Origin of the sequence: Nonomuraea sp. NPDC051191, from assembly GCF_044455665.1 — a bacterium.
Taxonomy (GTDB): domain Bacteria; phylum Actinomycetota; class Actinomycetes; order Streptosporangiales; family Streptosporangiaceae; genus Nonomuraea.
Genome location: NZ_JBITEZ010000005.1, coordinates 161,544 through 178,236, shown reverse-complemented (window position 1 = coordinate 178,236; position 16,693 = coordinate 161,544). Strand labels below are relative to the sequence as shown.

General features: G+C 72.3%; 16 protein-coding genes. 14 read left to right on the top strand and 2 right to left on the bottom strand.

The window, feature by feature from the left end; translation table 11 throughout:
• Positions 1-64 precede the first annotated feature (64 nt).
• The 14 genes from ACIA8R_RS15680 (at position 65) to ACIA8R_RS15615 (ending at position 15,147) form a co-directional block, all read left to right on the top strand.
• On the top strand, positions 65-1,534 hold the full coding sequence (locus ACIA8R_RS15680; RefSeq protein WP_357700697.1) for a leucyl aminopeptidase: 1,470 nt from the start codon (positions 65-67) through the stop codon (positions 1,532-1,534).
• 51 nt (positions 1,535-1,585) lie between these two features.
• Complete coding sequence (gene lpdA, locus ACIA8R_RS15675; RefSeq protein WP_357700698.1) at positions 1,586-2,950, top strand: dihydrolipoyl dehydrogenase; 1,365 nt, start codon at positions 1,586-1,588, stop codon at positions 2,948-2,950.
• A 38-nt stretch (positions 2,951-2,988) separates the two neighbouring features.
• A complete protein-coding gene (sucB, locus tag ACIA8R_RS15670) occupies positions 2,989-4,443 on the top strand; it encodes a 2-oxoglutarate dehydrogenase, E2 component, dihydrolipoamide succinyltransferase (RefSeq protein ID WP_397038884.1) in 1,455 nt (484 codons plus the stop codon).
• Between the two features lie 67 nt (positions 4,444-4,510).
• Entirely contained in the window at positions 4,511-5,404 is an 894-nt protein-coding gene (locus tag ACIA8R_RS15665; protein WP_364091413.1) for a TIGR01777 family oxidoreductase, read from the top strand.
• 36 nt (positions 5,405-5,440) lie between these two features.
• Complete coding sequence (locus tag ACIA8R_RS15660) at positions 5,441-6,178, top strand: peptidase E (protein ID WP_364091415.1); 738 nt, start codon at positions 5,441-5,443, stop codon at positions 6,176-6,178.
• A 37-nt stretch (positions 6,179-6,215) separates the two neighbouring features.
• Positions 6,216-6,908, top strand: coding sequence for a lipoyl(octanoyl) transferase LipB (lipB, locus tag ACIA8R_RS15655; RefSeq protein ID WP_397038881.1), 693 nt, complete (start codon positions 6,216-6,218; stop codon positions 6,906-6,908).
• 58 nt (positions 6,909-6,966) lie between these two features.
• Positions 6,967-7,950, top strand: a complete 984-nt coding sequence (locus ACIA8R_RS15650) for a M48 family metallopeptidase (protein ID WP_397038879.1) — start codon at positions 6,967-6,969, stop codon at positions 7,948-7,950.
• A 42-nt stretch (positions 7,951-7,992) separates the two neighbouring features.
• Entirely contained in the window at positions 7,993-8,922 is a 930-nt protein-coding gene (gene lipA / locus ACIA8R_RS15645; RefSeq protein ID WP_357700710.1) for a lipoyl synthase, read from the top strand.
• Between the two features lie 87 nt (positions 8,923-9,009).
• The gene (locus ACIA8R_RS15640; RefSeq protein ID WP_364091422.1) at positions 9,010-9,966 is read left to right on the top strand and encodes a helix-turn-helix domain-containing protein; all 957 of its coding nucleotides are present in this window, start codon (positions 9,010-9,012) and stop codon (positions 9,964-9,966) included.
• Positions 9,967-10,063: 97 nt separating this feature from the next.
• Positions 10,064-10,447: a VOC family protein gene (locus ACIA8R_RS15635; RefSeq protein ID WP_357700714.1), complete on the top strand. Its 384-nt coding sequence runs from the start codon at positions 10,064-10,066 to the stop codon at positions 10,445-10,447.
• Complete coding sequence (locus ACIA8R_RS15630; protein WP_397038876.1) at positions 10,426-11,235, top strand: alpha/beta fold hydrolase; 810 nt, start codon at positions 10,426-10,428, stop codon at positions 11,233-11,235. The genes ACIA8R_RS15635 and ACIA8R_RS15630 overlap by 22 nt, the downstream gene beginning before the upstream one ends.
• 67 nt (positions 11,236-11,302) lie before the next feature.
• Complete coding sequence (locus ACIA8R_RS15625) at positions 11,303-13,645, top strand: glycoside hydrolase family 3 protein (protein WP_397038874.1); 2,343 nt, start codon at positions 11,303-11,305, stop codon at positions 13,643-13,645.
• Between the two features lie 57 nt (positions 13,646-13,702).
• Complete coding sequence (locus ACIA8R_RS15620; protein WP_352323051.1) at positions 13,703-14,383, top strand: DUF4191 domain-containing protein; 681 nt, start codon at positions 13,703-13,705, stop codon at positions 14,381-14,383.
• Positions 14,383-15,147 carry a class I SAM-dependent methyltransferase gene (locus ACIA8R_RS15615; RefSeq protein WP_397038872.1) on the top strand — a complete coding sequence of 255 codons (765 nt, stop codon included), beginning with the start codon at positions 14,383-14,385 and terminating at the stop codon, positions 15,145-15,147. The genes ACIA8R_RS15620 and ACIA8R_RS15615 overlap by 1 nt, the downstream gene beginning before the upstream one ends.
• Here ACIA8R_RS15615 and ACIA8R_RS15610 read toward each other — a convergent pair.
• Positions 15,128-16,066 carry a hypothetical protein gene (locus ACIA8R_RS15610; RefSeq protein WP_397038870.1) on the bottom strand — a complete coding sequence of 313 codons (939 nt, stop codon included), beginning with the start codon at positions 16,064-16,066 and terminating at the stop codon, positions 15,128-15,130. The two genes, ACIA8R_RS15615 and ACIA8R_RS15610, sit on opposite strands and share 20 nt — an antisense overlap.
• On the bottom strand, positions 16,063-16,689 hold the full coding sequence (locus ACIA8R_RS15605; RefSeq protein WP_397038868.1) for a TetR/AcrR family transcriptional regulator: 627 nt from the start codon (positions 16,687-16,689) through the stop codon (positions 16,063-16,065). The genes ACIA8R_RS15610 and ACIA8R_RS15605 overlap by 4 nt, the downstream gene beginning before the upstream one ends.
• Positions 16,690-16,693 lie beyond the last annotated feature (4 nt).

The window sequence follows — 16,693 nt, the reverse complement described above, 5'->3', positions numbered from 1 at the left end:
CCAGCATTTGTAGGATGAACCCCTGTTTGTGAGTACGCAGAAACCGTGGATAGCATCGGTTTACGTGACCACTGTGCGGCTGAACTCAGCAGACCCAGTCTCTGTCGACACCGATGCCCTGATCGTCGGCTTCCGGCCCGGCCAGAACGGCCCCCGCCCGGCCACGGGCGCTGAGTCCCTCGACGCGGCCTTCGGCGGCAACCTCTCCGCCTCCCTCAGCTCCCTCGGCTTCTCCGGCAAACCCGGAGAGGTCGCCAAGCTGCCCACCTTCGGCAACGTCACGGCCCCGGTGCTCGTCGCCGTCGGCCTGGGCGAGTCGTCCGACCACGAGTCCCTTCGCCGCGCGGCCGGAGCCGCCGTCCGGTCGCTGGCCGGCACCGCGCGCGCCGCGCTGGCCCTGCCCGCCGACGACGACGCCCAGGCCGAGGCCGTCGCGCTGGGCGCGCTGCTCGGCGCGTACGGCTTCGACCGCTACCGCACGGGCGAGGGCCAGAAGGCGCCCGTCGCCGAGATCACCGTCCTGTCCGGGCAGGCCGAGTCCGTCGCCGAGCGGGCCGGGGTGCTGGCCGAGTCGGTCGCGCTGGTCCGCGACCTGGTCAACACGCCGCCGTCCGACCTGTGGCCGGCCAAGTTCGCCGAGCTCGCCGAGCAGGAGGGCGCCAAGGCCGGGCTGACCGTCGAGGTGCTCGACGAGAAGCAGCTCAAGGACGGCGGCTACGGCGGCCTGGTCGGCGTCGGCCAGGGCTCGGTCAACCCGCCGCGCCTGGTCCGCGTCGCCTACAGCCACCCCGACGCCGCCAAGACGCTGGCGTTCGTGGGCAAGGGCATCACGTTCGACTCCGGCGGCCTGTCGCTCAAGCCGTCGGCCGCCATGGACTGGATGAAGTCCGACATGGGCGGCGCGGGCGCCGTGCTCGGCGCGCTGATCGGCATCGCCAGGCTCGGCCTGCCGGTCAACGCCGTCGGCTACCTCTGCCTGGCCGAGAACATGCCGAGCGGCACCGCCCAGCGTCCCTCCGACGTCATCCACAGCTACAGCGGCAAGACGGTCGAGGTGCTCGACACCGACGCCGAGGGCCGTCTGGTGCTCATGGACGGCATCGCGCGCGCCGCCGAGGACTCCCCCGACCTGATCGTCGACATCGCCACGCTGACCGGCGCCCAGATCGTCGCGCTCGGCTGGCGCACCGCGGGCGTCATGGCCAACGACGACGCCGTCAGGGAGCTGGTCGTCGAGGCCGCCACCGCCGCCGGCGAGGGCGCCTGGGGCATGCCGCTGCCGGAGGAGCTGCGCAAGGGCCTCGACTCGCCGATCGCCGACATCGCCAACCTCCACCCCGAGCGCTTCGGCGGCATGCTCACCGCGGGCATCTTCCTCAAGGAGTTCGTGCCCGACGGGGTTCGCTGGGCGCACCTCGACATCGCCGGACCCGCCTACAACAAGGGCGAGCCGTACGGCTACACCCCCAAGGGCGGCACCGGCGCGATCACCCGCACCCTCATCGGACTCGCAGAGCGGCACGCGAGCATCTGAAACAAATGAAAAGATGACGGCATCACGAACACCCCGACAAGGAGCCTTCCTGTGGCCTATGACATCGTCGTCCTAGGTGGCGGCAGCGGCGGTTACGCCTGCGCGCTCCGGGCGGCCGAGCTGGGCAAGTCGGTCGTCCTCATCGAAAAGGACAAGATCGGCGGCACCTGCCTCCACAGGGGATGCATCCCCACGAAGGCCCTGCTGCACTCCGCCGAGGTCGCCGACGAGACCCGCGAGAGCGCGTCCTTCGGCGTCAAGGCGAGCTTCGAGGGCATCGACGTCCAGGGCGTGCACGCGTTCAAGGACAAGATCGTCACGCGTGCCTGGAAGGGCGTCCAGGGCCTGCTCAAGGGCGCGGGCGTGACGGTGGTCGAGGGCGAGGGCCGTCTGGTGGGCCCGCGCAGCGTGCAGGTGGGCTCGGAGGTCTACGAGGGCGCCAACCTCGTGCTGGCCACCGGCTCGGCCCCCCGCACGCTGCCCGGCCTGGAGATCGACGGCGAGCGGATCATCACCAGCGAGCACACCCTGAAGATGGACCGCGTGCCGTCGTCGGTGATCGTCCTGGGCGGCGGCGTGATCGGCGTCGAGCTGGCCAGCGTCTACCGCTCGTTCGGCGCCGAGGTCACGATCGTCGAGGCGCTGCCGCACCTGCTGCCGACCGAGGAGGAGTCCAGCTCCAAGCTGCTGGAGCGGGCCTTCCGCCGCCGCGGCATCAAGTACGAGCTGGGCGTCTTCTTCGACTCCGCCAAGACCACCGAGACGGGCGTCGTCGTCACCCTGGCCAACGGCAAGACCCTCGACGCCGAGCTCCTGCTCGTCGCGGTCGGCCGCGGCGCGGTGTCGTCCGGCATGGGCTTCGAGGAGCAGGGCGTGACCGTCGAGCGCGGCGCGGTCGTGGTCGACGAGCACTGCCAGACCTCCGTCCCGGGCGTCTACGCCATCGGCGACCTGATCCCCACGCTGCAACTGGCCCACGCCGGGTTCGCCGAGGGCATCCTGGTGGCCGAGCACATCGCCGGCCTCAACCCGCCGCCGATCGACTACGCGGGCGTGCCCCGCATCACCTACTCCGACCCCGAGGTCGCCTCGGTCGGCATCACGTCGGCGCAGGCCGCCGAGCGCGGCATCGAGATCGTCGAGCAGGTCTACGACCTGGCGGGCAACCCCAAGAGCCAGATCCTCGGCACCTCCGGGGCGGTGAAGGTGATCGCCCAGAAGGACGGGCCGGTCGTCGGCGTCCACATGGTGGGCCGGCGCATCGGCGAGCTCGTCACGGAAGGCCAGCTGATCTACAACTGGGAGGCGCTGCCCGCAGAGGTCGCCCAGCTCATCCATGCACATCCGACCCAGTCCGAGGCAGTCGGTGAGGCGATGCTGGCCCTGGCCGGCAAGCCGTTGCACGTACACAACTAGTCCAGCCCTCGAGATCAGAACGCGAGAGAAGAATAACGATGCCGGTCTCCGTACAGATGCCCCAGCTCGGCGAGAGCGTGACCGAGGGCACGGTAACCCGTTGGCTGAAGAAGGAGGGCGAGCGCGTCGAGGCCGACGAGCCGCTCCTCGAGGTCTCGACCGACAAGGTCGACACCGAGATCCCGTCGCCTTCCGCGGGTGTGCTCACCAAGATCGTCGTGGCTGAGGACGAGACGGTCGAGGTCGGCGCCGAGCTCGCCATCATCGACGAGAACGCCCAGCCGGGCGCCGCCGCCCCCGCCCCGCAGGCCGCTCCCGAGCCGGAGCCCGAGCCCGAGCCCGCCCCGGCTCCCCCGGCCTCCTCCATCCCGCAGCCGGCCCCGGCTCAGCCCGCTCCCCAGCAGGCCGCCCCGGCCCCGGCCCCGGCCCCCGCCCCGCAGGCTCCGGCCCCGCAGGCTCCGGCTCCGCAGCAGGCGCCGGTCGCGGCCGAGCCCACGCCGCTGCCGTCCTCGGGCGACAGCCCCTACGTGACGCCGCTGGTGCGCAAGCTCGCCAACGAGCACGGCGTCAACCTCGACGCGATCAGCGGCACCGGCGTCGGCGGCCGCATCCGCAAGCAGGACGTGCTGGAGGCCGCCAAGTCCCAGCGCGAGAAGGCCGCCGCCCTGGCCGCGGCTCCGGCAGCCCAGCCGGCCGCCGCAGCGCCGGCCCCGGCCGCCGCCCAGGCCCCGGTCGCCGCCGCGCCGGAGCCGGTCGAGGTCGACACGACGCTGCGCGGCCGTACCGAGAAGATGACGCGGCTGCGTCAGACCATCGCCAAGCGCATGGTCGAGTCGCTGCAGACCGCGGCGCAGCTCACGTCGGTCGTCGAGGTCGACGTCACGAAGATCGCCCAGCTCCGGGCGCGGGCGAAGGACGACTTCTTCCGTCGCGAGGGCGTGAAGCTGACCTTCACCCCGTTCTTCGCGATGGCCACCGTCGAGGCGCTCAAGCAGCACCCGAAGCTCAACGCCACGATCAACAACGAGACCAACGAGGTCACGTACTTCGACGTGGAGAACCTGGGCATGGCGGTCGACACCGAGCGCGGCCTGCTCGCGGCGGTCGTCAAGAACGCCGGCGACCTCAACCTCGCCGGCATCGCCCGCAAGGTCACCGACCTGGCCGAGCGCACCCGCAACAACCAGGTGACGCCCGACGAGATCACCGGCGGCACGTTCACGCTGACCAACACCGGCAGCCGTGGCGCGCTGTTCGACACGCCGATCCTCAACCAGCCGCAGGTGGGCATGCTCGGCACCGGCGCGGTCGTCAAGCGGCCCGTCGTGCTCGACACGCCCGAGGGCGAGGTCATCGCGGTGCGGTCGATGGTCTACCTGGCGCTCACCTACGACCACCGCCTGGTCGACGGCGCCGACGCCGCCCGCTTCCTGACGACGATCAAGCGTCGCCTGGAGGAGGGCCGCTTCGAGGCCCAGCTCGGGCTCGCGTAGTCATCGCGTCTGACAGGCCGGGCGGCTCCTGCGGGGGGCCGCCCGGCCTTTGGCGTACTGTGGGGCCATGGCGATCATCGTGACCGGCGCGTCGGGCCTGCTCGGTACGGCGCTGGTCGGGGCGCTGCGGGACGAGGGGCAGGAGGTCGTCCGGCTGGTCCGGCGGGAGCCGGCGGGGCCGGGAGAGGCCTTCTGGGACCCGTCGGCGGGGGTGATCGACCGGGCCGCGCTCGAAGGGGCCGAGGGCGTGGTGCACCTGGCCGGAGCCTCGGTCGGCGACCGGCGCTGGACCACCGCCTACAAGCGGGAGCTGGTGCGCAGCCGCGTCGAGGGCACCCGGCTGCTGGTCGACGCCCTGCGCGCGCTCGGCAGCCCGCCCCCGGTGCTGCTGTCGGCCTCCGGGGTCGACTTCTACGGCGACACCGGCAGCCGCGAGATCGACGAGAGCCAGGGCAGGGGCAAGGGGTTCCTGGCCGAGCTGTGCGAGCGCTGGGAGCGGGAGGCCGGGCGGGCCGCCGAGGCCGGCTGCCGGGTCGCCCTGCTGCGTACGGCGATGGTGCTGAGCCCGCACGGCGGGGCGCTCGGGCGCATGTTGCCGATCTTCCGGATCGGGCTGGGCGCGCCGCTGGGGACGGGCCGGCAGTACTGGTCGTGGATCTCGCAGGACGATTGGGTGGCCGCCGCCCTACATATCCTGAAAAATCGGGAAATCGGGGGTCCGGTGAATCTTGGGGCGCCTTCTCCGGTCACCAACGAAGAATTCACTCGGACTCTGGGTAAATGCCTGCGTAAAGGCACTGTCCCCATGCCCGTGCCGGCGTTCGCGCTGTCCATCGGGGTGGGCGAATTCGCTCGCGCGGGGCTGCTGCCGAGCCATCGGATGATTCCGCGGAAACTGCTTGACAGCGGCTACGGCTTCACGCATACCCGTCTCGACGAGGCGCTGCGCGCCGTACTGTAGGGTGCCGTTCGTCCTTCAGCACGCAGGAGATCCGACATGAGCAGGTCAGGGCAGTCGCACATTCTGGCGATCGGGGGCGGGTCGTTCCGCCCGAGCGAGCGTCACAACTTCATCGAGGCGAGCGGTTTGCTGCGGTACGGCCTCGACCTGACCGGCCAGGACCGCCCCAAGCTCGGCCTGGTCGCCACCGCGGTCGGCGACTCCTCCGACTGGCTGCTGAAGATGTACGGCGCCTTCTCCGGCTGGGACGTCGAGCTGAGCCACCTGACCGTCTTCCCCATGCCCAACGTCGAGGACGCGCGGTCGTGGGCGCTCGAACAGGACATGATCTACGTCAGCGGCGGCAGCGTGGCCAACCTGATGGCGTTGTGGCGGCTGCACGGCCTCGACGAGGTCTTCGAGGAGGCCTGGCGGGCGGGCGTGGTGCTGTCCGGGCAGAGCGCGGGCGCGCTGTGCTGGCACGTGGGCGGCAACACCGACTCCTTCGGCCCGGCGCTGCGTCCGTGGGCCGACGGGCTCGGGCTGCTGCCGTACTCGTGCGGGGTCCACTACAACGCCGAGCCGCAGCGCCGCCCGCTGCTGCAGGAGTCGGTCGCCTCGGGCGAGCTGCCCGGCGGGTACGCCGCCGACGAGGGCGTGGCCCTGCACTACGTGGGCACCGAGTTCATCCAGGCGGTCACCGTCGACCCGCGCGCCTACGCGTACCGGCTGGAGTACGACGGCTCCAACGGCGTCAAGGAGTTCAGGATCGAGCCACGCCTGTTGACCTCCTGATTACCCTGACAGGGTGAGGGAACGGCACAATAGGCTCATGCGCCCCATCCACGGGGACGATCCCCACGCGCTGGCCGTCGTCCGCCTTGGTGTGGACGTCCCCTACGAGCAAGCCTGGTCGTTGCAGCGCTGGATGCACGGCAAGCGGGTCGCCGGTGAGCTGGGCGACGCCGTCCTGATCCTGGAGCACGCGCCCGTCTACACCGCGGGCAGGCGCACCCTGCCCGGCGACCGTCCCGACGACGGCACCCCCGTCGTCGACGTCGACCGGGGCGGCCGGGTCACCTGGCACGGCCCCGGTCAGCTCGTCGCCTACCCCATCGTCGCCGTGACCGACGTGACCCGTTACGTCTGTGCCCTTGAGGAGACGATGATCCAGGTGTGCGCCGACTTCGGCGTCACCGGGCGGCGGGTGCCGGGGCGTCCGGGGGTGTGGGCGGCCGGCGACGCCGCCCTGGGGCTGCCCGACCGGCAGCTCGGCGCGGTCGGCATCCGCGTCGCGCGCGGCGTGACCATGCACGGGTTCGCGCTCAACTGCGCCAACGACCCCCGGTGGTTCAACCGGATCACGCCGTGCGGGCTGGCCGACGCGGGGGTCTCCTCGCTGTCGGCGGAGACCGGCCGCCGGATCGTGGTCGAGGAGGTCGTCCCGATCGCCGAGAAGCGGCTGGCCGAGGCGCTCTGCAGGGAGCCGTTCGACCTGCACGAGGAGGATCTGCTGCGCAGGTGACCGAATCGGCATCGAAACAGCGGTCGAATGTGGATCTTTCCGGCTTAGTATCGCCCGTGTGAAGCGATCTGCCGCTCTCGTCCTCGCGCTCCTGGTTCACCTGCTCACGCTGGCCTTCCTCGCGCTGGGCGCGTGGGTCGTGCTGACGAATCTCGGCTCCCTCGTCGCGTGGCTGGTCGGCGGCGTGAGCCTGGCCGTGGGATGGGCGCTGCGACCGCGCCTTCCCCGGCTGCCGGCCGACGCCGAGGTGCTCGACCGCGCCGCTGCCGGTGAGCTGTACGCCCTGGCCGACCGCGTGGCCGACCGGGCCCGCGTCAAGAGGCCGCGCAAGATCGCGGTCCGGGACCTGGCCACCGAGACGGTCTACGACCATGTGGGCCTGCCGCGCACGCCGGTGCTGGTCGTCGGGCTGCCGTTGTGGCTGGCCCTGCCCCCGCGGCAACGGGTGGCGCTGCTGGCCACCGCGTACGCGCGCACGCCGGTCGGCGAGGAGCTGATCGTGGACGGCGCGCTGTACACGCTGGCCGCCTGGCACGACGCGCTGCTCGGGTCGAGCGCCCCGCTGAAGGTCAGGGAGGAGGCCCAGGCCGCGATCGCCAGGTCCTCGCTGGGCCCGATCGACCAGACCGGCACGACGTACGAGGCGGTGGGGGCCATCGGCCGGCTGATCGGGCGGGTGCTGGGCGGCCCGGTGCTGCTGGTGGAGTACGCGCTGACGGGGCTGGCCCGCGCCGGGCGTCCCCGTACCGAGGAGCGGCGGGAGGCGATCGCGCGGCGGGTCGTGTCCGAGCACGAGCTGGCCGAGCTGCGCGACCTGGCCGCCGGCGGCTACCTGGCGCCGATGCAGGCCGCGGCGCTGCGCGGCGAGAGCGTCACGGCGATCCGGCAGGGCGCGCTGACCCGCCACCAGCTCACCGACGACGGCGTGCTCACCTCGGCGCCGCACTCGGAGCTGCTGGGCACCGCCGGGTCCGCGCTGATCGACAAGGAGCTGACGCGCCACTACACCAGGGCGATCCGTGGCTTCGGCCTGATCACCTGACCCTCGACCGGTCCGGTTCGGCGGCGGACGTAAGCTGGACGGGTGACCGTTGCTCCTGATGGCAGAAAGCTCCTCCGCCTGGAGGTGCGTAACGCCGAGACCCCTATCGAGCGCAAGCCCCCGTGGATCAAGACCAAGCTGAAGACGGGCCCCGAATACACCGAGCTGAAATCGCTCGTGCGCCGGGAGGGCCTGCACACGGTCTGTGAAGAGGCGGGCTGTCCCAACATCTACGAGTGCTGGGAAGATCGCGAGGCGACCTTCCTCATCGGCGGCGACCAGTGCACGCGCCGGTGCGACTTCTGCCAGATCGACACGGGCAAGCCCAAGGAATACGACCGCGACGAGCCGCGCCGGGTCGCCGAGTCCGTCCAGCAGATGGGCCTGCGCTACGCGACCGTGACCGGCGTGGCCCGCGACGACCTGCCCGACGGCGGCGCCTGGCTCTACGCCGAGACCGCGCGGCAGATCCACACCCTGCTGCCCGGCTGCGGCGTCGAGCTGCTGGTGCCCGACTTCAACGGCAACCGCGACCAGCTGGAGGAGGTCTTCTCCAGCAAGCCCGAGGTGTTCGCCCACAACGTGGAGACGGTGCCGCGCATCTTCAAGCGCATCCGCCCGGCCTTCCGCTACGAGCGCTCGCTCGGGGTGATCACGACGGCCCGCGAGGCCGGGCTGGTCACCAAGTCCAACCTGATCCTGGGCATGGGCGAGACCCGCGAAGAGGTCGTCGAGGCGATGCGCGACCTGCACGCCGCCGGTACCGACCTGCTGACGATCACTCAATACCTGCGTCCCACGCCGCGCCACCACCCGGTGGAGCGCTGGGTCAAGCCGGAGGAGTTCGTCGAGCTGCAGGCCGAGGCCGAGGCGATCGGGTTCGCCGGCGTGCTGTCCGGCCCGCTGGTGCGCTCGTCCTACCGCGCGGGCAGGCTCTACCAGCAGGCCATCGCGGCCCGTCAGACCACCTGATCCACGCCGCGAGCGGAGCCCCGGGCGGTTTGCCCGGGGCTTTTCGCGTCCCTAGCATGGCAGGGCGGCCGAGGAAGGGGCGAGGCGATGGCGACCGTGATCCGCACGAGCGATCTGCCCGCGCGCAGCCGCCACGACGCCTGGCGCGGCATCGTCTGCGACACGCTCGGCCCGCTCGACCTGCGCATCGACTCCGGCGCGCCGCTGCGGGGCGAGATCGAGCTGGGGCAATTAGGCCCGGTGGGCGTGGGCCGGGTGCGCACGTCCACGCCGCACAGCGTCCACCGCACCGCGCGGCTGATCCACCGTGACAACCCCGAGCTCTACCGGGCCGTGCTGGCCGTCTCTGGCAACCCGGTGTTGCGCCAGGACGGCCGCGAGATCCGTTTGGGCAAGGGCGAGTTCGCCGTCTACGACTTCACCCGGCCCTACGAGGTGGCCTACGACTCGGCCGTGCAGCTCGCGGTGTTCAGCTTCCCGCACGAGCTGCTGCCGCTGCCGTACGACGACATGGCCCGGCTGACCGCGGTGCCCGTCTCGGCGCGTGACGGCGCCGGCGCGCTGGCCGTGCCGCTGCTGCGCCGGGTCACCCAGGACTACGACGACTACACCCCGGCCAGCGCGGCCAGGCTGGCGACGGTGGTGATGGACCTGGTCACCACGGCCCTGGCCGAGCGCGCGGAGCGGGCCGACGCGGTGCCCGAGGACGCCCGCCGCCGCGCGCTGCTGGTGCGCGTGCGCGCCTTCATCGACCAGCGTCTGGGGTGGCCCGACCTCGACCCGGCCATGGTGGCCGAGGCGCACCACGTCTCGGTGCGTCACCTGCACCGGCTGTTCCAGTCCGAGAACACGACGGTGGCCGCCTGGATCAGGCACCGGCGGCTGGAGCGCTGTCGCGCCGACCTGCTCGCCGCCCGCCACGTGCCGGTGAGCGAGGTCGGGGCCCGGTGGGGGCTGCCCGACTCGGCGCACTTCAGCAGGCTGTTCAAGCGGGCGTACGGGATGCCGCCCGCCGAGTTCCGGCGCGCCGATCCCGTGCGCTGATCGTCAACTTCCCTGGCGCTGGGATCCAAGACGCGCGGGGGCGCGGTGAGCAGACTGAGGGTGTCGCAAAACACCTCAGAACGCTAAGGACCACGACATGCAGCTCTTCCTCAACCTGCCGGTGAAGGACCTGGACCGGTCGCAGAAGTTCTTCACCGAGCTCGGCTTCACCATGTACGGCATGGCCGAGGGCATGGCCTCGATCCTGATCAACGAGCAGACGCAGGTGATGCTGCTCACCGAGCCGACGTTCGCCACGTACGTCAGCAAGGAGATCGCCGACGCCGCCACCAGCACCGAGGCCATCGTGGTGCTCGGCATGGAGAACCCGGCCCAGGTGGACGAACTGGTGGACAAGGCGCTCGCGCTCGGCGCCACCCCGGCCGGCGTGCCGCAGGAGGCCGGGTTCCGCTACCAGCGCGGCTTCGCCGACCTCGACGGGCACCACTGGGAGGCGCTGTGCCTGGTCCAGCCCGCGTGAGCGGCCGGGTCACCTCGGCGGACGGCACCGTCCTCGCCTTCGACGGCTACGGCGCCGGGCCGGCGGTCGTGCTGGTCAACGGCGCGTTCGGCGACCGGTCGCACCCGACACTGGCGGGCGTGGCCGCCGCCCTGTCGCCCTGGTTCAGGGTCCTCGACTACGACCGCAGGGGCCGGGGCGGCAGCGGCGACACCCGTCCGTACGCGGTCGAGCGGGAGATCGAGGACCTGGCGGCGGTGATCGGCGCGGCGGGCGGGACGGCCATGGTGTTCGGGGGCTCGTCCGGCGCGGCGCTCGTGCTGGAGGCCGCCGCGCGGGGCCTCGGGATCACCCGGGTGGCGGTGTGGGAGCCGCCCTACCACGTGGACGACGACGCTCCCCCGCTGCCGGACGACTTCGCCGCGCAGCTTGAGTCGCTGGTCGACGCCGGCCGGTGGGAGGAGGCGGTCGAGCGGTTCATGGTGGAGGCGGCCGAGGTGCCGGCCGAGGCCGTGGCCGCGATGCGGGCCGACGCGTCGTGGGCGCACCTCAAGGGCGTGGCCCGCACGCTGGTCTACGAGGCCGCCGTCCTCGGGCCGGGCAACCGGCTGCCGGCCGCCGCGCTGGCCGCGATCGCGCAGCCGCTGCTCGTCCTGAGCGGCGAGCGCAGCCCCCGGTGGATGGCGGCCGCGGCGCGGGCGGTCGCGGCGGCCGTGCCGGAGGCGCGGCACCGGGTGCTGGAGGATCAGGCCCACGCCGTGACGCCGGAGGCGCTGGTGCCCGAGTTGCTGGAGTTCTTCGCCCGATGACAGGCTTTGCGTAACGTAAAGGTCACAAACCTATCGAGTACTCGGTTTCCTGGGAAACACTGATGCCGTGGAACTCGACGAACTGATCGACCGGCTCGACCTCCCCACCAAGATCCGCCTGCTCACCGGCGCCGGCATGTGGTCCCTTCCGGCGATCCCCGAGATCGGCCTGGACCGGCTCGTGATGAGCGACGGCCCGATCGGCGTCCGCGGCGAGCAGTGGACCTCCGCCGACCCGTCGATCGCGCTGCCGAGCCCGACCGCGCTCGCGGCCACCTGGGACGTGGGCCTCGTCCGGCGGGCCGGCGCGCTGCTGGCCCAGGAGGCCCGGCGCAAGGGCGTGCACGTGCTGCTCGCGCCCACGATCAACCTGCACCGCTCCCCGCTGGGCGGCCGGCACTTCGAGTGCTTCTCGGAGGACCCGTACCTGACGGGCGAGATCGGCGCGGCCTACGTCGAGGGCGTGCAGGAGGGCGGCGTGGCCACCACGCCCAAGCACTTCGTGGCCAACGACTTCGAGACCGACCGCTTCACCGTGAACGTCGAGGTCGGCGAGAAGGCGTTGCGCGAGGTCTACCTGCAGCCGTTCGAGCGGGTCGTGCGGGCCGGCGCCTGGGGGCTGATGACGGCTTACAACTCGGTGAACGGCACCACCATGACCGAGCACTCCGACCTGGTCAACGGCGTGCTCAAGGACGAGTGGGGGTTCGACGGGCTCGTCGTGTCCGACTGGACGGCCGTGCGCAGCACCGAGGCCGCCGCCCTGGGCGGGACCGACGTGGCCATGCCCGGACCGTTCGGCCCTTGGGGGGAGAAGCTGGAGGCCGCCGTACGGGAGGGGCGGGTGCCCGAGTCGGTGATCGACGACAAGGTGCGGCGCATCCTGCGGCTCGCCCGGCGCACCGGCGCGCTCGGCGGCGGCGACCGGCCCGAGCCCGGCGTGATCGACGGCGTCGCGCTGGCCCGCGAGGTGGCCGTGCGCGGGTTCACGCTGCTCACCAACGACGGCGTGCTGCCGCTGCGGGACGTGCGCACGCTGGCGCTCATCGGCTCGGCCGCGGACGAGGCCCGGGTCATGGGCGGCGGCAGCGCCCAGATCTTCCCCGACCGGGTCGTCTCCCCGCTGGCGGGGCTGGGCGCGCTGGAGGGCGTCGAGGTCCGCCACGCCGTCGGGACCGACCCGCGCATCCGGCTGGCCCCGCTGGCCTGCCCGGTCGTGGCGCAGTTCCTCGACGGCGACGGCGGCCTGCTGGCCGAGCATCCGCTGGCGGCGGCCGAGGCGCGGTGGATCGGCCAGTTGCCGCCGGACGTGGACGGCGAGCGGCTCGGGGCGGTACGGCTGCGGGCGGCGTACACGCCGGGCAGGTCGGGCCGGCACGAGCTGTCGGTGGCGGGCGTGGGCCACTTCACCGTCACGGTGAACGGCGAGACCGTCTTCGACGCGGCGATCGAGCTGGAGGGCGGCGATCCGGCGGCCGCGTTCCTGGCGCCGCCGGAGCGGCGGTTCGCCGTCGAGATGGCCGCGGGCGAGCCGTACGAGCTGAGCGTGACGCATCCGGCGGGGGCCTTCGGGGGCATGGCGTTCGTGGCGTACACGCTGGGCCACGCCGACCCGGCGCCGGGCCCGGACGAGCTGATCGCCGAGGCCGTGCGGCTGGCGGCGGACAGTGACGTGGCGGTGGTCGTGGCCTCGACGACGCCCGAGGTCGAGAGCGAGGGCTTCGACCGCACGGACCTCGCGCTCCCCGGCCGCCAGGACGAGCTGATCCGCGCCGTGGCCGCGGCCAACCCGCGCACGGTGGTCGTGGTCAACGCGGGCTCACCGGTGGAGATGCCATGGGCGGACGAGGTCGCGGCCGTGCTGCTGACCTGGTTCCCCGGGCAGGAGGCCGGGTCGGCGCTGGCCGACGTGCTGTCCGGCCACGCCGAGCCCGGCGGACGCCTGCCCACCACGTGGCCGCGGACGCTCCAGGACGCCCCCGTCACCGACGTCACCCCCGTGGACGGCGCTGTGGCCTACGACGAGGGCACGTCCATCGGGTACCGGGCCTGGGAGCGGTCAGGGCGGGTTCCGGCCTTCTGGTTCGGCCACGGGCTCGGCTACACGACCTGGAGCTACGACTCGATCGCCGCCGAGGGCGGCACCGTGACCGTCGCGCTGACCAACACCGGCGACCGCTTCGGCCGCGAGGTCGTGCAGATCTATCTCGGCCAGGGCGCCGAACGCCGTCTGGCCGGGTTCGACGTGGTCGAGGCCGGGCCGGGAGAGACCGTGATCACGACCGTCTTCCTGCCCGAACGCGCCTTCCAGGTGTGGCGGGACGGCTGGCGCACGGTCGAGGGCGAGTACACGCTCCAGGCGTCGCACCACGTCGCGGACCCCAGGCTGTCGATCACGGTGAAGATCTAGCGACAAAGGCCGGTCGCGTTTTCCATAGTGCACCAGTTGGTTTGTATCCTTCTGAGCATGGCAAAGTCCGAGGATCCAGAGAAGCCGGGGCGCATCAAGCAGCTCCGCATGATCGCGCAGATCATCAAGCAGGCCAATCCCAAGGGGATGCCCATCGTCTTCCTCTCGGCGGTGGGCACGCTGGCTGTGGTCGTCGTGATCGGCCTGGTCACGGACTACCTGTGGTATTCGGTGTTCATCGGCGTCCTGGCCGCGCTCACCGTCGGGCTGGTCGTCTTCGGCCAGCTCGCCCAGAAGGCCCAGTACTCGATCCTGCACGGCCAGACCGGCGCCGCCGCCGCGGTGCTGCAGGGCATGCGGGGCAACTGGCAGGTCACCCCGGCCATCGCCGTCAACCGTGACCAGGACCTGGTCCACCTCGTCGTCGGCTTCCCGGGGGTCGTGCTGGTCTCCGAGGGCCCCGGCAACCGGGTGGCCAAGATGCTCGCGGCCGAGAAGAAGCGGGTCGCGCGCGTGGTGCTGGGCGTCGAGATCTACGACATCCAGTGCGGCGACGGCGAGGGCCAGGTGCCGATCGCCAAGCTCCAGCGGCACATCATGAAGCTGCCGCGCAACCTGAAGAAGCCCTCGGTCAACGAGGTCAAGGACCGGCTGCGCTCGCTGCCGAAGAACCTGCCGATGCCGAAGGGCCCGATGCCCAAGGGGGCCCGCATGCCGCGCGGCCCGAAGATGCGCTAGTGCTGTCGGTCTCCTCGCGGGCCAACCGCCTCTGGTGGGACGGCAACGCCGACGACTACCAGGTCGAGCACGGCGGCTTCCTGCGGGACACCGGGTTCGTCTGGTGTCCCGAGGGCGTCGACGAGGCCGACGCGCACCTCCTGGGCGAGGTGCGCGGCCGGCACGTGCTGGAGATCGGCTGCGGCGCGGCGCAGTGCGCGCGGTGGCTGGTGACGCAGGGGGCACGGGTGGCCGCCTTCGACATCTCCCACCGGCAGTTGCGCCACTCCCAGCGCATCGACCTCGACACCGGCCTGCGCGTCCCCGTGGCCCAGGCCGACGCCGAGTCGCTGCCGTTCGCGTCCGGCGCCTTCGACCTGGCGTGCTCGGCGTACGGGGCGCTGCCGTTCGTGGCCGACCCGCTGGCGGTCTTCCGCGAGGTGCGCAGGGTGCTGAGGCCGGGCGGCCGGTTCGTGTTCTCGGTGAGCCACCCGATCCGGTGGGCCTTCCCCGACGACCCCGGCCCGCGCGGGCTCACCTCCGACCGCTCCTACTTCGACCGCTCGCCCTACGTCGAGCGGGACGACGACGGCTCCGCCTCCTACGTCGAGCACCACCGCACGATGGGCGACTGGATCGGCCTGCTGGCCGCCTCCGGGCTGACCCTCACCGGCCTGCTGGAGCCGGAGTGGCCGCAGGGTCACGAGCGGGCGTGGGGCGGCTGGAGCCCGCTGCGCGGCCGTCACCTGCCCGGCACGGCCATCTTCACGTGCGCGAATACCTAGCCGCCATCGCGGCGAAGACCTCCTTGGGCTCCCAGCGGGTCTCGTCGAGCATCCTGACCACGCCGTAGGAGCCGAGGTCGTCGGCGCCGCGCCGGTGGTAGGCGGCGAAGGTGAACCAGAAGGCGGCGTCCAGGCCCTCGGCCTCGAAGACGTCGAGCAGCTCGGTCAGGTAGCGGACCTGCTCGCCCTCGTCCGGGACGGCCCCCTCGGGCACCATGTACGCCGAGCCGCCGCGCTCCCCCGCGCCCTTGTAGGCGCAGGTGCCGAACTCGGTGGCGGCCACCGGCTTGCCGTGGGTGAAGTGGGCGCGCAGCTCCGCGGGGTAGTCCGCGGCGTTGTAGGCGGCGCGGTAGGCGTCGACGCCGACGATGTCGAACGGCGTCCAGTCGATCAGCTCCCAGGGGCCCGACGCGTACGTGAGCCGGCCGCCGAACCCGGCCCTGACCGTCGCGGCGGCCTCGGCCAGGAAGGCGTTGAAGCGGGGCACGATCTCGGCCAGCGACTGCCACCAGGCGAGGTCGGCCGTCGTCATGGCCGCCAGGCGCTCGCCGTACGTGGCCCCGGGGATGAAGCCGTGGCAGAAGGCGCTGGTCTCGCACCCGGCGACCAGCACGACCTCCGCGCCGCCGCGGCGCAGGTCCTCGGCGCGGGCCGCGCAGTCGGCGTAGAGGGCGACGGCCTCCTCCGGGGTGGCGTCGACGGGGAAGGGCGCGAACCACACCTCCAGGCCGGCCGCCGCCGCCCGCTCGGCCGCGACGGACAGCCGTTCGGGGTCGCCGCCGGACACGCGGACGGCCGTGCAGTGGAGCTCGTCGGCGATCACCCGCATCTCGCGGGCGACGACGTCGGGGTCGAGGGTGCGACGGGTGAGCTGGGGGCCGTTCAAGAACCCGGTGTCATAGTTAATCCCTTTTTTCATGATTTTCCCCTTTTAGTGGATGAAAAGCCGTGTTCGAGGAGGTCGAAGGCCGTCTCGACGTCACCGGCCAGCAGCCGGCCCGCCTCCTCCAGCGAGGCCCCCGAGACGAGCCGGTGGAAGAACGCCTCCTGCAACGTGGTGATCGCGCCGGTGATCTGGGCCGCCATGAGCCGGGCGGTCAGGTCGTCCGCGGGCGCGCCCGCCGCCTCGGCCAGCGCCGCGGCCAGCTCGTACCGCTCCCCCGCGTGCACCTGCTGGACGGCGGCCAGCAGCGCCGGGGTGGCCGCGATCACCCGGACCCGGGTCAGCAGCCCCTCCACGTCGACCTCCCCGGCGCCCCGGGCGGCCATCGACCGGTAGTGCTCGCGCAGCGCGCCGAGCGGCGAGCGGCCCGGCCCGCGGCCCGCCACGATCGCGGCCGGGTCCTCCGACACGCCGTCGAGCGCCAGGCACTCCTTGCTGGGGAAGTACGCGAACAGCGTGACCTTCGCGACCCCGGCCGCCTCGGCGATCTCGTTGACCGTCACCGCGTCGTAGCCGCGCTCGGCGAACAGCCGCAGAGCCGTCTCCGTGATGCGCCGCCGGGTCTGCTCCTTCTTGCGCTCCCTGAGCCCCGCCATCATGGGA